We start from the raw sequence: 15,831 nt of genomic DNA, 5'->3' as shown, positions 1-15,831 counted from the left end.
TTTAAGCTTTCATAACTCCGATAGCTTTCAAATACTTAGATAACTCTTCACGAACTTTAGGGAACAAGAAGCATAACCCTATGACATTTGGAACTGCCATTGCAAATATCATTGCATCAGAAAAATCAGTAACAGCACCTAAACTTGCAGCTGAACCTATTATTACAAATAAACAAAATAAGATTTTATATGCATAATCAGACGCTTTTGAACGACCAAATAAGAACATCCATCCTTGTAACCCATAGTATGACCAAGACAACATAGTTGAAAAAGCAAATAACACAACTGCTATTGTTAAAATATAAGGAAACCATGGTAATACAGAAGCAAAGGCCTTAGAAGTAGCTAAAACTCCATCAGGTGATTTTACTCCATATGTCATTATATCACCATTTCCGTTTGTAATAATAATTACTAATGCTGTCATTGTACAAACCACCACAGTATCAATAAAAGGCTCTAATAAAGCAACCAACCCTTCAGATGCAGGATATTTTGTTTTTACTGCTGAATGTGCAATCGCAGCTGAACCTACTCCAGCTTCATTTGAAAATGCAGCTCTTTGAAAACCAATAATTAGCACTCCAAGTAAACCACCTGAAATACCTTTAGCATTAAATGCTCCATCAAAAATTTGACCGAAAGCATCTCCTATTTTAGAAAAATTAGCAACTAAAATTATAACTGCTGCTAAAAAATATATTCCTACCATAAAAGGTACAATCTTCTCAGTAATATTTCCAATTCTTTTAATTCCTCCGATAATTACTACAGCTACTAAAACTGCCATAATAATACCAAAAATTAAGGCTGTAGATAAATCGTTAGATCCAATCATACTTCCAAATTGTTGAGCTGCTTGATTAGCCTGGAACATATTTCCACCACCAAACGAACCACCAACAACCATAACTGCAAATACCACAGCTAACACTTTACCTAATCCACTTTTACCAACATCAGCTAAACCTTTCTTAAGGTAATACATTGGTCCTCCATAAATAGTTCCATCTTCACCTACATCACGGTACTTAACACCTAAAGTACACTCTACAAACTTTGACGACATTCCTAATAAACCAGCAACAATCATCCAAAAAGTAGCTCCAGGACCTCCTAATGATAAAGCTACTGCAACCCCTGCAATATTACCTAAACCAACAGTTCCTGACAAAGCAGCTGTTAACGCTTGAAAATGGGTTACCTCACCTTCATTGCCTTCAACTCTAATAGTTTCAATAGCATCACCTCCTGGAGTTGGGTCTCCTGCCATAACACCAGAAGTAGCGTGATCAACATCATCATACTTCCCTCTTACTATATTAATTGATGTAGGAAATAATCGAATATTTACAAACTTGAATATAATCGTAAAAATTAAACCCGCAGAAAGTAACATAATAATAACCAAAGGCATTTCAACTCCTCCACCTAGTTTTACTGGATAAAAAACAATGCTTCCCCAAGCATCTGCAACAGGTTTAAAACCTTCATTTATCTTTTCTGCTAGTCCTTTCTCTTGTGCAAAAGTTAACATTGGCATTATTAACATTAATAATGCTAGAAGTTTTTTCTTCATAATATAAATTATAAGTTAGTTTTTTTTGAATTAGTGGATTGCAATATCTTAAAAAATTGAAGTTTTGCCAACTTTTATGCGTTAAATGTAGTTTTTAAGTTAATTTTTCTTTAAAGTTTTGTAAATCTTGTTTAAAATTTTCTGGTACAAAGTTTAATTGCTCAATACTCTTACTTAAATCAAAGCCTGTTTTAGCTGGTCTTGATGCTTTTTGATTTAAACTTTGAGTTGAAATAGGCTTAATCAAGTTTTTGTTTAAATCAAACACCTCAGCAATCTCCATAGCTATTTCATATATGCTTAATAGTTTTTTGGAAGACACATTAAATACTCCTTTTACTTTTTTATCAATAACTAACTTGCAAGCCAACGCCAAAGATTCAACATAGGTTGGCATTCTATATTGATCATTAACTATAGTAACTTCCTTCCCTTCTTCTAAAGATTTTTTAACCCATAGCACAATATTACTTCTAGACATATCGAACACCTTTCCATACACCAAAATTGTACGTAAAATTGTGTAATGTACTGATGAAGAAGTTAACAATTCTTCAGACTTAAGCTTTGACATTCCATAATAACTTAAAGGATTTGGGTCGTCAGTTTCTTTATAATATCCTTTTTCACCATCAAAAATAAAATCTGTTGATAAATGAATCAGATGAGCATTCGTTTTTTCAGCATATTCTTTAAGAAAATGAACTACATCTACATTAAGTTTATCGCATTCTTCTTTATTATCTTCGCAAGCATCAACATTTGTCATTGCTGCAGTATTAATAATAACATCAGGAGTATAGGTTTTCAGTTTTTCTTTCAATAACATTTCATCTGTTATATCAATCGAAACATATTCAAAATCATTTCTCCCACTCCTATTATCCCCTCTAGAAAAACCTATTACCTTATATTTATCTTTTTCATTTAATAGTAAACTAACCAAACTTTGACCAAGTAAACCATTACTTCCAGTTATCACAACTCTTTTCATTAAAACAACTCTCTTAATTTTGTTATTTGCTCTGGTCTTCCTAAAACAATTAAGTTAGCACCCGCTTTTAGTGTTACTGAAGCATCAGGATTAATAATATATTCTTTTTCAGAAGTTCTATATCCTATAACAGTACAACCTGTTTGCTTTCTTAAATCTAAATCTAAAATAGTTTTATCAATATATTCTTGTGGCAAATTATTAATTGCTATCTCTTCCAAATTAGCTGTCGTATCACCTTCAATAGTTAAACGATCTACAAACTCTATCACATCTGGTGTTACTACCAATGAAGCCATATGGGCACCCCCTAACTTATCTGGCATTATAACATTATCAGCACCTGCTATTTTTAATTTACTATACGAAGTTTCTTTAGAAGCTCTACTTATTATTTTACACTTTCTATTTAATTGTTTAGCAGTAAGTACTACAAATAAATTATCGGCATCAGAAGGTAAAGCTGTTATTAAATTACTAGCATTTAAAATTCCTGCTTTTATCAAAGTTTCATCAGTTGTTGCATCTCCTTCAATATTTAGTACACCATCGTTATCTAATCGTTGTATTATTGTTTGATTTTGCTCAACTACTACAAAATCTTTTTTATAACTTTTTAATTTAGCTATAGCCTGACGTCCATTTCTGCCATAACCACAAACAATAGTATGTCCTTTCAACTTCTCTATTTTTTTTTGCACTTTTTTAATTTTTAATTGATGAAAAAACTGGCCACTTATTAAATATTCTGAAAATGAAGATACCGCATATCCGAAAATAAACAAACTAGATAAAATAAGCCCTATTGTAAATATTTTTTCTCCAGTTCCAAACGGATGTACTTCTCCAAAACCAATAGTAGTTATAGTAATAATTGTCATATATAAACCATCCACAAAAGAATAGTCAAACAAAAAACAATACCCTCCTACTCCTACTAATAAAATTAATATGGAGAATAAAACAGCTTTATATAAACGTGATTGAAATATCGTATTCATTATAAATCAAAAACCGAAGTTCTTTTAGTGTAAATCATATCTTTTAACCTTAACAAGAACGCTAAAGTTAAATACAAGCCAAAAGAAAGACCGATAGTAACAAAAGAAATATAAATAAAAAATAATCGAACATTTACAGCTCTCATACCTAATCTATCCGCTAAACGCGATGACACATAAAATCCGTTTCTCTCAAAAAAATGTCGTGTTGAATGGATTATTCTCATTATACTATTTTTCTGTTTTAACTGCAAGATACTATTTTGTTTATATCTAGTAAACTAAAATACATAAGTATTGCTTAAATTTGTTTTTTTCTTTAAATAACTCACTTTGAAAGAGCAAGAATATATCGAAGTTTATGGAGCAAGAGCCCATAATTTAAAAAACATTGACGTTAAAATTCCTCGAGAAAAACTAGTTGTAATTACTGGTTTAAGTGGAAGTGGAAAATCATCATTAGCTTTTGATACCATATATGCTGAAGGACAACGAAGATATATAGAAACGTTTTCTGCATATGCTCGCCAATTCTTAGGTGGATTAGAACGTCCAGATGTAGATAAAATAGATGGTTTATCTCCTGTTATTTCTATTGAACAAAAAACAACTAATAAAAGTCCTAGGTCAACAGTTGGTACTATTACAGAAATTTATGACTTTTTACGTTTGTTGTTTTCACGTGCTGCTGATGCCTATTCTTTTAACACAGGAGAAAAAATGGTTAGTTATTCTGACGACCAAATAAAAAACTTAATTTTAAAAGATTTCGACGGAAAACGAGTTGCTGTTCTTGCTCCATTAATTAAATCTAGAAAAGGTCATTACCGTGAGTTGTTTGAACAAATATCTAAACAAGGTTTTGTTAAAGTTCGAGTTGATGGAGAAATTCGTGAGATTGAGAAAGGAATGAAACTTGACCGTTATAAAACACACGATATAGAAGTTGTTATAGATAGACTACCCATTAGCAACGCTGCTGAAAAACGCTTAGAAGAAACCATTAAAACCGCTTTATACACTGGTAATAACATATTAATGGTTATTGATATTGACGATGATAAACCTAGATATTTTAGTAGGGAACTAATGTGCCCCACAACTGGTATTGCTTACCCAAATCCTGAGCCAAATACATTTTCATTCAACTCACCAAAAGGTGCATGCAATCATTGCAATGGCTTAGGAATAACTAATGAAGTTAATTTTCAAAAGATAATTCCAGATGATAGCATCTCCATTAAAAACGGAGGTATTATCCCTTTAGGAGAACAAAAAAACAGTTGGATTTTTAAACAACTTCAAACCATTGCTGAACGTTATCAATTTAAACTAACTGATCCAATTAATAAAATATCTAAAGAAGCAAAAGACATTATTTTAAATGGTGGTAAGGAATCATTTACCATTAAATCGAAAGCGGCTGGTGTTACAAGAAAATATGAAATAGACTTTGAAGGGATCATTGCTTTTATTGAAAACCAATATAAGGATACCGAGAGTTCTTCTATTAAAAGATGGGCTAAAGGTTTCATGGATGAAGTTTCTTGTTCCGTTTGTGAAGGAAAACGATTAAAAAAAGAAGCCTTACATTTTAAAATCGTTAATAAAAACATTAGTGATTTAGCACAAATGGATGTTACTGAACTTGCTAATTGGTTTAAAAACATAGAAAGTGAGTTCAGTGAAAAACAACTAAAAATTGCTTCTGAAATTTTAAAAGAAATCCGAACTCGAATTCAATTTTTATTAGATGTTGGTTTAGATTACTTAACCTTAGATAGAACCTCAAAATCTTTATCTGGTGGTGAAGCGCAACGTATTCGTTTGGCTACACAAATAGGATCTCAATTGGTTGGTGTTTTATATATTTTAGATGAACCTAGTATTGGACTTCATCAACGTGATAATGAAAAATTAATTAATTCACTAATTAAACTTCGTGATGTTGGAAATTCTGTTTTAGTAGTTGAACATGATGAAGATATGATTAAACATGCCGATTTTGTATTTGATATTGGTCCTGGAGCAGGAAGGCATGGTGGAGAAGTTGTAAGTCAAGGTACTTTTGAAGATTTAAAATCTCACAAAACCCTAACTGCTGATTATTTATCTAAAAGAAAAATAATTGAAGTTCCTACTAAAAGAAGAGAAGGAAATGGAAAAACCATAAAATTATCAGGAGCATCTGGAAATAACTTAAAAAATGTTTCTGTTGAATTTCCTTTAGGTAAAATGATTTGTGTTACGGGTGTTTCAGGTAGTGGAAAATCTACTTTAATTAATGAAACATTATACCCAATTTTAAATGCGCATATCTATAGAGGTGTAAAAAAACCTATGCCTTATAAAAAAATTGAAGGGTTAGAAAATGTAGATAAAGTAATTGATATTGATCAATCACCGATAGGTAGAACACCACGTTCAAACCCTGCAACTTATACTGGGGTTTTTGGTGAAATTAGAAGTTTATATGCTAAAACACCTGAAGCATCTATCCGTGGATACAAACCTGGACGATTTAGCTTTAATGTAAAAGGAGGTCGTTGTGAAACTTGTCAAGGTGGAGGTGTTCGTGTTATTGAAATGAACTTTTTACCTGATGTACATGTAGAATGTGAAACCTGCCAAGGAAAACGTTTTAATAGAGAAACTTTGGAGATTAGGTACAAAGGAAAATCTATTTCTGATGTATTAGAAATGACAATTAATGAAGCAGTTGATTTCTTTGAATTAATTCCGAAAATACATCGTAAATTAAAAACTATTCAAGATGTTGGTTTAGGCTACATTACCTTAGGACAACGATCTACAACTTTATCCGGTGGAGAAGCACAACGTATAAAACTAGCTTCTGAACTTTCAAAAAGAGATACTGGAAATACTTTTTATATTTTAGATGAACCTACTACCGGTTTACATTTTGAAGATATTCGTGTTTTAATGGAAGTACTCAATAAACTAACCAACAAAGGGAATACGGTTTTAATTATTGAACACAATTTAGACGTAATAAAACTTGCCGACTATATTATTGATGTTGGTATGGAAGGTGGAAAAGGTGGTGGAAAAATATTAGTATCTGGAACTCCAGAAAAAGTAGCTAAACATAAAACGAGTTATACCGCTAAATTTTTAAAGAAAGAACTAAAAAAATAAAGTCAAAATAAAAAACAGTCATTATGAACGAAGTGAAGTAATCTCATTATAATTTCACAGATTACTTCGAAAGTAAACTTTCTCGTAATGACGTAAACAAAAACTAACTATAAACAATCATTACGAAAGAAGTGAAGTAATCTCATTATAATTAAACAGATTACTTCGAAAGTAAACTTTCTCGTAATGACACGAACAAAGACTAAATAAAAACTGTCATTACGAATGAAATGAAGTAATCTCTCTATAATTACAGACCACTTAAAAAGTTAGTTTTCTCTTACAGACTTTAAACAATTAATATTAATTCAATTGCTCTAACAACTCTTGAGCTTTTTCCTTATTGTAATAGGCTTTGTCAATAATAAGATGCAGTACCTCTTTAGCTTCAGATAACTTGTTCTGCTTTACTAATGAAAGTGATTTAAACCAATATCCTTTTTGAGCATCAATTAAATCGCTATTTATTAAACTGTCAAGTATTTTTTCCGCACTTATATAATCTTTTAACTCTATATATGATATTGCTTTATACATATAAACAGCACTATTATTTTTATCTTGTAATAAGCTCTTACCAAAAATCACCAATGCTTTTTTATAGTCTTTGTTTTTAAAACTCTTTTCAGCTTCAATTAAATTAACTTCTGTATCATTATCACCTCTATTCACAAAAGTAGGAAGCGTTGTCTGCATTACATACTCATTATACAAGTCACCATAATTACTGTTCGGACTTCCAGTATTAAAAAACCTAAATACTCCTACTAATAAGGCAATACTTGCTGCTACTGAAATAAAGAATAATGGTCTTATTTTTCCTTTTTTATTGTTTTTAAAAGCATCACTTCCTTCTTTAATTGTTTTTTCGAAACTCTTAGCTTCAGTACCTTTAAAAAAAGCTTCTATTTCATCAACCTCATCGTTCTCATCTATTGAAAAATTCCACGAATCTTCATTATAAGAATCAAACAACTCTTTTTCAAAATCTACTTTAATTTTAAAATCTTCGTCAGTTTTTAGCCTATCCTCAAAAGCCTTTGTTTCTATTTCTGAAAGTTCGCCTTTAAAATAACGTTCAATTAATATATCTTCTTCCATCATCATACCACTTTTAATTTCATATACCTCACATCTCCTCTAATAAGTTCTGTAAGTTTCTTTTTACACTTAAAAACACGTTGTCGTATGACCGTTTCAGAGTTATATTCAGTAGTTGCTAAAATTTCCGCATAGGGCACTTTAGCAAAAAAAAGATTTAAAATATTTCTACAGTTTTCAGACAACATTCCTAATTTTTCTACAAACAATTCTTGTTTTTTAATTTCTAAATACGACAAGGCAGTATCCCTCTCTTCACTTACCTGTTCAACAACCTCATTATTTGTTACCCTATTTTTTCTTTTATTTAACTCTCTACGCCATAAATTTCTACAAACAGTATACAGAAAGCCTTCAAAACTCGACTTTATTTCAAATTTTTCTTTTTTTAATCTAACCGCTATTTGTAGTAAAGCTTTTTGAAAAACATCCTCAGCATCTTCACTATTTCCTTTGTTTTGAAGAACAAATTGCTTTATGCCATAAAAACTCTGTTTATAAATTGTTTTTATAACACTTGAATCATTATTTTCTATAGCTTCTAAAAAAAACTTTCCTTCCATTTTAACTAGTTATCTGACAAAAATAAAAAAATTATATTTGCCCTTGGGTAACATTTGATGTTTTCATAAACATCAAGTTAAGAAAACAAAATATTTATAATCATGAAAAAAAGTAATTTTATTTATTTTAGTGGTATTATTTGTATCGCTTTTATTATGCTAAGTTTTATTCCAAAGAACGAATCAAACTTAAAATCATCTGAAAACAAATTTGGTAATTATATTAACGTTTTAGTTGTATATCCTTCCAATATTAACGCTCAACAACGTAGTATGCTAAGAAATTGCTTTATTAGTAATATTAGTAGAGCTAATTTAATCTCCTACAACCAATGCACTAACAACCCTAATGCTGAAATTTTATATATTTATATTGACGATAGAACTAAGGGAGTAACAGATTCTGATAATGCAGAGGATCAAGAAATACTACAAGCAACTCCTGTTACTGATTTCTCCTTAAACATAGCAGCAAGTAACTGTGGAATTATAACAGCTTCAAAATATTTAAGCTGTAATGATTTAAACTCTAATGGCCCATCTGGTTTTCAATCTCCAGGCGGTCAATAATTAAGTCTTATGAAATTTAAATATACTATTTTACCTTTTTTTTTTTACCTTTTAACTTTCTTTGGTATAAGCAAGCTTAATGCACAATACAGCTATAAAGAAATCTTAACTTTAATTAAAAAAAACAAGTTAGTTTTAAATGAGAAAAAGGTAGATAGTATATTAACTTCTATTCGAAAGAAAGATACTTTATATGCAGAAGCGGCACATGGTTTTTCTTTTTATTATTATAAAAAGAAACAGAATTATGATTTAGCTATAAAGTATGGAAATTTAGAAGTAGAGACTTTTGAAAACTTAAGAAAAAACAATCGTCAATACACTAATGCTTTATATAATTTAGGTAAATTTCATTTTTTAAAAAACGACTATAACAAAGCAATCACATTTTTTTTAAGGGCAGTAGATTCAAATGCCTTTCCCCTTAAAGTTGCTCAATCATATTGTTGGACAGGAAAAATGTTTTTTTTTAAAGGTGAATATTATAAATCCATTGATTATTATTTAAAAGGTATACCTTTATTAGAAAAATGTAATTCTAAAAGAAGTTTAATCTCTAACTATAATAACCTTTCATTAAGTTGTAATAAAATAAATACTGGAAAGAGTGTTTCTTTAGGAATCTCATTTCTTAAAAAAGGGGACAGTATTATTCGTAACAACCCTAACCTAAAAATCTCCAACAACTCTTTTTATGCTCTTAATGTTGGATTTGCTAATCTATACTCTTTAAAACATCAATATAATTATGAAAAAGCTAAACATCATTACTTAAGAAATTTAAAAAGAGCAACTATTAATGATAACAAAACAATAATTGCAAATTCTTATTTAAACCTTGGAGAACTATATTTGAATAAAAAAAACGACAGTTGTCTTTACTTCTTTAATCAAAGTCTAAAGTATGATCTTAAAGATAAAACTGAGAGTTATGAAACGTATAGAAATATTAGTAACTATTTCTTATCAAAACATCAATTAGACAGAGCCTTAAAAAATGTAAATCTTTCTTTAAACCACAGTTTTAAAACTACAAAAAGTAACCAAATTAATAACCTTAGTTTTTATGAAGTTTTAAATACAAGAGATAAGAAATCAATTATTTTAGCTTTAAAAGCTAAAACAACAATTTTTATAAAACTTTTTCAAAGAGACAAAAAGAAAAGCTACTTACAAAAAGCTATAAACAATGTTGAACTTACCAATAAAATAGCAAACATTCTGATTAACTTTAGTACTGAAGCTAACACCAAGTATTTATGGAGAAAAGAAATTTCTGAAACTTTCAATTTAGGTATTTATACTGCTTATTTATTAAACGATTCAAAATTAATGTTTGAGTTAATGGAAAAAAATAAAGCTTTTTTATTAGCATTAAATATTAATGAGAATATAAAACTCACCAATTTACCGGATGAAGTTTCAAGAAAAAATAATTTGTTTAAAAAAAATATTTTTCAATTAGAAAGTGAAACAGAAATACATAAAGCTTCAAAGAAAAAAGATTCTTTATTTGACTTAAAAGTAAGCTACCAAAATTTTAAAGATTCTATTCAAAAAATATACCCTCAGTTTAGTAATCAAAATAACAACATTAAACAAGTTTCTTTTAATCAGGTTAAAAGTAACTTACATAAAAACGATATTAAACTCTACTATACATTAAATGCTAGTAACGTTGACGATGATAAGCAATCAATGATTGGTTTACTAATTAGTAAAAACAAAGATATTCACTTTAAAATAAAAAATATTGATAGTGTTTTATTAGGGATTTCTGCATACAAAAAACTTATTTCAAAACCTCTTACACAAAAACAAGAGTTAGCACGTTTTAAAAAGGTTTCATATTCGCTCTACAATCAATTATTACCGACTAAAAAGATTAAAGATCTTATTAAAAATAAAAATATTAGTATTGTTAGTGATGTTTCTTTAGAAAACATTCCTTTTGAAGCGTTTAATACTAGCGCTAGTGACTTGCGCTATTTAGTAAACGATTGTAATATAAGTTATAGCTACTCTAGCTCATTTTCTGAGTTTAATAAAAATAGAGTTAGAAAAACAAATACAGACATTGCTGTTTTCGCTCCTGTTAATTTTAAAAACACTGAATTATCATCCTTGAAGAACACTGAAAAAGAAGCTACTCTTATTACTAATTTAGTAGGTGGAGATAGTTTTACAAACAGTAATGCTACAAAAGATAATTTTGTTCGTAAAACAAGTAATGCTAAAATTATCCATTTAGCAACACATGCAACTGCTACTAACAATCCTAGCATTCAGTTTTTCACTAATGATTTAAAATTACATGAACTATATACCTATAAAAACAATGCTGATTTAGTTGTTTTAAGTGCCTGTGAAACTAACATTGGAGAGTTAAAACAAGGTGAAGGTGTTTTAAACTTAGCTAGAGGTTTCTTTCATTCTGGAGCTAATGCAGTAGTTTCCTCAACATGGAAAATTAATGATGCTAGCTCTTCATTTATTATGAAAGAGTTTTATATTAATTTAAAAGACAAGCAATCAAAGTCTGAAGCACTTAACAATGCCAAACGCGCCTATCTAAAAAAACATAGTTTATCAGAACAATCTCCTTATTATTGGGCTTCATTTGTATTAATTGGTGATACTTCTCCTGTTTTTACTACTCATTATTTTTATTACGTAGGTATTGTTTTAATAATTGGTTTATTGTTGTTTTTCTATTTCAAAAGAAAATAAAAATACTAAATGAGTGTTAAACCTTTATTTCAAAATTAACTTTCAAAAAAGTTAAAGTATAAAAAAACTATATTTGTGAATAGATAGTATTTGATGTCCCTTAAACATCAAATTAAGAAAACAAAATCTTTCTAATCATGAAAAAAAGTACTTTTATTTACAAAGGGCTACTTCTTTTAGTTGCATTTATTACATGTAGTTTTATTGCAGAAAACAATCAATTTAAAAACCCTACATCCTTAATTAAAAATAGTGAAGTTAGTATTCCTATAAGAACATTTGAACTTTTAGTTGTTTATACTCCTGGAACCTCTTTTGCTGAAAGATTACAAAAAAGAGAGTGTATTCGAGTAACACTACAAAATAATAATGTTAAGGGTTTATGGTACAATATTTCAAGTATTGTTCCATGCCCATCTAATCCTTATGCCGAAGTAATCAAGTTTCGAATATTTGATCCTAAAGAAAATGATAAAGCTGTTGCTGACGATGATGATGAAGAAAAACCTAATGGCAAAAGTACACACAACTATATCAATTTTTCAGCGTACAATAAAATATTTAATGATTGTGGAGTTTCAGTTTCTACAAACACTAATTGTGGCAGTAATAATAATCAAGGTGGTAATGGTTTTATTCAGTTAAAAATAAATGACTTATAAACACCTAAGACTAATTACACTAATACTTATAGTCTTTTACAATCAAAAGACTATAAGTCAACATAGTTATAAAGAAATTGTAGCTTTAAGTAGTAAAATAGATTTTTCTGAAAAAAAAATCGACAGCATACTTTCTACAGTCAAAATAAAGGATGCGAAATACGCTCAAATTGCCCATAACTTTTCTTTTTTTCATAATAAAAAAACCAAAAACTACAACCTTGCTATAAAATATGGTAAAATTGAAGTGTCTATTTTAGATAGCTTAAAATTAGTCAATAAAAAACACACCAATGCTTTATACAACATAGGTAAATTTTACCTCAAGAAAAAACAATATCAACAAGCTATAATTTACTTTACAAAAGCTATTAATTCAAATAATTACCCAAAAAGGGTGGCTCAATCTTATTGTGAAATAGGAAATTGTTATGACAAAAAAGGAGAATATTATAAATCTATTGACTTTTTTTTAAAAGGTATTCCCTTATTAGAGAAATACGGATCAAAAAGAAGTGTGTTGGTTCAGTGTGTAAGACTTTCAAACTGTTGTTATAAAATAAATACACAAAAAAGTACCGATTTAGGGCTTTTTTATTTAAAAAAAGGAGATAGTTTAATCAAAAACAATAAGGACATAAAATTCAGAAGTAAAACTAAAAACTTCTTATTCACTGCCTTGGCTAACTTATACTCTAACTCATTTAAGAAAAAAATCAATAAAGCTAAAAACTATTACTTAAGAGTATTAAACAATGCATTAATTAAAAAAGACTCAGGGTCTATTGCGAATACCTATATGAATTTAGGAGAGTTATATTTAGATACAAGAAACGATAGCTGTATTTACTTTTTAAATAAAAGCATTAAATATGACCTCACAGAAAAAGTCTATTTAAACGAAACGTATAGAAATTTAGCAACATTTCATAAAAGAAAATTCAACTACAATAAAGCTCTTTCTCATATTGAAAAAGCTATATTTTATAACTTTGAAGATGTTAAAAACAGACAAATTAACTCACTTACAATAAACCAAATACTAAACACTTATAATAAAAGATCGGTTCTTCTTTCTCTAAAAACCAAAACAGAGATTCTTTTACAATTATACAATTCTACACAAGAAAAAGAATATTTACAAAAAGCTATTGATAATGTCCAACTTACCAATAAAATAGTAAACATTCTCATTAGTTATAGTACAGAAGCAAATACCAAGTATTTATGGAGAAAAGAAATTTCTGAAACATTTAATTTAGGTATTTATACTGCTTATTTATTAAATGATTCTAAGTTAATGTTTGAGTTAATGGAAAAAAATAAAGCTTTTTTGTTAGCGTTAAACATTAATGAAAATATAAAACTCACCAACCTTCCTGATGAAGTTTCTATTAAAAACAACGTATTTAAAAAAGATATTTTTCAATTAGAAAGTGAAACAAACACTTATAAAGCTTCAAAGAAAAAAGATTCTTTATTTGACTTAAAAGTAAGCTACCAGAATTTTAAAGACTCTATTCAAAAGATATATCCCCAATTTAGTAATCAAAACAAGGATATTCAACAAATTTCTTTTAATCAAGTAAAAAGTAACTTACATAAAAACGATATTAAACTCTACTATACATTAAATACTAGTAATGTAGATTCTAACAAGCAATCAATGCTGGGACTACTAATTGCTAACAACAAGGATATTCGTTTTAAAATAAAAAATATTGATAGCGTTTTATTAGGGATTACTGAATACAAAAAACTTATTTCAAAACCAATTACTCAAAAACAAGAACTAGCACGTTTTAAAAAGGTCTCATATTCACTTTACAACCAATTATTCCCAACTAAAGAGATTAAAGATCTTATTAAAAATAAAAATATTAGTATTATTAGTGATGTTTCTTTAGAAAACATTCCTTTTGAAGCTTTTAATACTAGTAGCACTGGTTTACAGTATTTAGTAAACGATTGTAATATAAGTTATAGCTACTCTAGCTCTTTTTCTGAGTTTAATAAAAATAGAGATCGAAAAACAAATACAGACATTGCTGTTTTTGCTCCTGTTAATTTTAAAAACACTGAATTATCATCCCTAGAAAAAACAGAAAAAGAAGCTGCTGTTATTTCTAATTTAATAGGTGGAGATAGCTTTACAAACAGTAATGCTACAAAAGAGAATTTTGTTCGTAAAACTAGTAATGCTAAAATCATTCATTTAGCAACACATACAAATGCATCTAACAATCCTAGCATTCAGTTTTTTACTAATGATTTAAAGTTACATGAACTATACACCTATAAAAACAACGCTGACTTAGTTGTTTTAAGTGCTTGTGAGACTAATATTGGAGAATTAAAACAAGGTGAAGGTGTTTTAAACTTGGCTAGAGGTTTCTTTCATTCTGGGGCCAATGCGGTGGTTTCTTCAACGTGGAAAATTAATGACGCTAGCTCTTCATACATCATGAAAGAGTTTTACTCCAATTTAAAAAACAAAGAATCAAAATCTGAAGCGCTTAATAATGCGAAACGTACCTATTTAAAAAACCATAGTTTATCAGAACAATCTCCATACTACTGGGCTTCTTTTATTTTAATTGGAGGCACTTCTCCTGTTTTTACTACTAATTACTTACTCTACATTCTTCCTATTTTACTGGGTTTATTTATCATTTTTATTTTTTTCAAAAAAAAGGGTAACATAAATTAAAGTATTGAACACTATAGAAAATGATCTATATTTTGAAAAATACTTTAAACCAATTTGAGCAAAGTTTATTAAATAAAATCTCATTTCTTTTTAAAGAATTGAACTTATTTAATAACGTTATAGACCGGCCAATCTTTATACGAATCAATTGATTTAAAAAATTAAAACCATCATTATTTGAATCTGAAGGTAGTCCGTTAATATTTTGTTCTCATTAAACAGTAAAAATTGACTACCTCTTTTCAAATACTAAAAATACTAATGAAAAAGGATTACAAAAAAGAAACACACTAAAATCAAAATCTATGAGAAAAAAAAATTAAAACAGTCGGGGGAAAATTGCTTAAAAGAAAAAATGAAAACAAGTACATCAGCTTAAATGAAAAAGAATAGTTGATTTAATTAATCTATCGGGGGAAAATTGCTTAAAAGAAAAAAATGAAAACAAGTATATCAGCTTAAATGAAAAAGAAGAGTTGATCTAATTAATCTGTCGGGGGAAAATTGCTAAAAAAAAATGAAAACAAGTATATCAGCTTAAATGAAAAAGAATAGTTGATTTAATTAATCTATCGGGGGAAAATTGCTAAAAGAAAAAATGAAAACAAATATATCAGCTTAAATGAAAAAGAAGAGTTGATTAAATGTATCTATCGGGGGAAAATTGCTTAAAAGAATAAATGAAAACAAGTATATCAACTTAAATGAAAAAGAAAAGTTGATATTATTAATCTGTCGGGGGAAAATTGCTAAAAGAAA

The 15,831-nt window shown here is 28.5% G+C and carries 11 protein-coding genes; 5 read left to right on the top strand and 6 right to left on the bottom strand.

The annotated features are described in order from the left end of the window. Nucleotide 1: 1 nt before the first annotated feature. From DS884_RS09135 to DS884_RS09120, 4 genes are all read right to left on the bottom strand, one after another. On the bottom strand, nucleotides 2–1,582 hold the full coding sequence (locus DS884_RS09135; protein ID WP_093869057.1) for an alanine/glycine:cation symporter family protein: 1,581 nt from the start codon (nucleotides 1,580–1,582) through the stop codon (nucleotides 2–4). Nucleotides 1,583–1,676: 94 nt separating this feature from the next. Beyond that, nucleotides 1,677–2,576, bottom strand: a complete 900-nt coding sequence (locus DS884_RS09130) for an SDR family oxidoreductase (protein ID WP_113786555.1) — start codon at nucleotides 2,574–2,576, stop codon at nucleotides 1,677–1,679. After that, nucleotides 2,576–3,577 (bottom strand): potassium channel family protein, encoded by a 1,002-nt coding sequence (locus DS884_RS09125; RefSeq protein WP_093869059.1) that lies wholly within the window; start codon nucleotides 3,575–3,577, stop codon nucleotides 2,576–2,578. Before DS884_RS09125 ends, DS884_RS09130 begins: the two co-directional genes overlap by 1 nt. Next, nucleotides 3,577–3,804: a PspC domain-containing protein gene (locus tag DS884_RS09120; RefSeq protein WP_176974334.1), complete on the bottom strand. Its 228-nt coding sequence runs from the start codon at nucleotides 3,802–3,804 to the stop codon at nucleotides 3,577–3,579. Before DS884_RS09120 ends, DS884_RS09125 begins: the two co-directional genes overlap by 1 nt. 106 nt (nucleotides 3,805–3,910) lie before the next feature. Between DS884_RS09120 and uvrA the strand changes: the two genes are divergently transcribed. Further along, the gene (gene uvrA / locus DS884_RS09115) at nucleotides 3,911–6,736 is read left to right on the top strand and encodes an excinuclease ABC subunit UvrA (RefSeq protein WP_113786554.1); all 2,826 of its coding nucleotides are present in this window, start codon (nucleotides 3,911–3,913) and stop codon (nucleotides 6,734–6,736) included. Between the two features lie 303 nt (nucleotides 6,737–7,039). On the opposite strand, the gene DS884_RS09110 is transcribed toward uvrA, so the two are convergent. Together DS884_RS09110 and DS884_RS09105 are read right to left on the bottom strand one after the other, a co-directional pair. Then, complete coding sequence (locus DS884_RS09110; protein WP_113786553.1) at nucleotides 7,040–7,843, bottom strand: tetratricopeptide repeat protein; 804 nt, start codon at nucleotides 7,841–7,843, stop codon at nucleotides 7,040–7,042. Further along, the gene (locus DS884_RS09105) at nucleotides 7,840–8,400 is read right to left on the bottom strand and encodes an RNA polymerase sigma factor (RefSeq protein ID WP_113786552.1); all 561 of its coding nucleotides are present in this window, start codon (nucleotides 8,398–8,400) and stop codon (nucleotides 7,840–7,842) included. Before DS884_RS09105 ends, DS884_RS09110 begins: the two co-directional genes overlap by 4 nt. A 102-nt stretch (nucleotides 8,401–8,502) precedes the next feature. Here DS884_RS09105 and DS884_RS09100 point away from each other — a divergent pair, with 102 nt between their 5' ends. The 4 genes from DS884_RS09100 to DS884_RS09085 all read left to right on the top strand — a co-directional run bounded on the left by DS884_RS09100 (nucleotide 8,503) and on the right by DS884_RS09085 (nucleotide 15,072). Then, the gene (locus DS884_RS09100; protein WP_113786551.1) at nucleotides 8,503–8,970 is read left to right on the top strand and encodes a hypothetical protein; all 468 of its coding nucleotides are present in this window, start codon (nucleotides 8,503–8,505) and stop codon (nucleotides 8,968–8,970) included. A gap of 9 nt (nucleotides 8,971–8,979) precedes the next feature. Next, a complete protein-coding gene (locus DS884_RS09095; RefSeq protein WP_113786550.1) occupies nucleotides 8,980–11,700 on the top strand; it encodes a CHAT domain-containing protein in 2,721 nt (906 codons plus the stop codon). A gap of 137 nt (nucleotides 11,701–11,837) precedes the next feature. After that, a complete protein-coding gene (locus tag DS884_RS09090) occupies nucleotides 11,838–12,362 on the top strand; it encodes a hypothetical protein (RefSeq protein ID WP_113786549.1) in 525 nt (174 codons plus the stop codon). Then, on the top strand, nucleotides 12,352–15,072 hold the full coding sequence (locus tag DS884_RS09085) for a CHAT domain-containing protein (RefSeq protein ID WP_113786548.1): 2,721 nt from the start codon (nucleotides 12,352–12,354) through the stop codon (nucleotides 15,070–15,072). Before DS884_RS09090 ends, DS884_RS09085 begins: the two co-directional genes overlap by 11 nt. Nucleotides 15,073–15,831: the final 759 nt, after the last annotated feature.

Origin of the sequence: Tenacibaculum sp. E3R01 (assembly GCF_003318185.1) — a bacterium.
In the GTDB taxonomy this organism is placed as follows: domain Bacteria; phylum Bacteroidota; class Bacteroidia; order Flavobacteriales; family Flavobacteriaceae; genus Polaribacter; species Polaribacter halocynthiae.
The sequence above is the reverse complement of the archived record's forward strand: the minus strand, read 5'-3'. Positions and strand labels throughout refer to the sequence as shown.

What these genes read in the sequence shown, in the direction of transcription:
- DS884_RS09135 (WP_093869057.1), bottom strand. Translation starts at nt 1,582, where the DNA reads ATGAAGAAAAAACTTCTAGCATTATTAATGTTAATAATGCCAATGTTA.
- DS884_RS09130 (WP_113786555.1), bottom strand. Translation starts at nt 2,576, where the DNA reads ATGAAAAGAGTTGTGATAACTGGAAGTAATGGTTTACTTGGTCAAAGT.
- DS884_RS09125 (WP_093869059.1), bottom strand. Translation starts at nt 3,577, where the DNA reads ATGAATACGATATTTCAATCACGTTTATATAAAGCTGTTTTATTCTCC.
- DS884_RS09120 (WP_176974334.1), bottom strand. Translation starts at nt 3,804, where the DNA reads ATGAGAATAATCCATTCAACACGACATTTTTTTGAGAGAAACGGATTT.
- DS884_RS09110 (WP_113786553.1), bottom strand. Translation starts at nt 7,843, where the DNA reads ATGATGATGGAAGAAGATATATTAATTGAACGTTATTTTAAAGGCGAA.
- DS884_RS09105 (WP_113786552.1), bottom strand. Translation starts at nt 8,400, where the DNA reads ATGGAAGGAAAGTTTTTTTTAGAAGCTATAGAAAATAATGATTCAAGT.
- DS884_RS09100 (WP_113786551.1), top strand. Translation starts at nt 8,503, where the DNA reads ATGAAAAAAAGTAATTTTATTTATTTTAGTGGTATTATTTGTATCGCT.
- DS884_RS09095 (WP_113786550.1), top strand. Translation starts at nt 8,980, where the DNA reads ATGAAATTTAAATATACTATTTTACCTTTTTTTTTTTACCTTTTAACT.
- DS884_RS09090 (WP_113786549.1), top strand. Translation starts at nt 11,838, where the DNA reads ATGAAAAAAAGTACTTTTATTTACAAAGGGCTACTTCTTTTAGTTGCA.
- DS884_RS09085 (WP_113786548.1), top strand. Translation starts at nt 12,352, where the DNA reads ATGACTTATAAACACCTAAGACTAATTACACTAATACTTATAGTCTTT.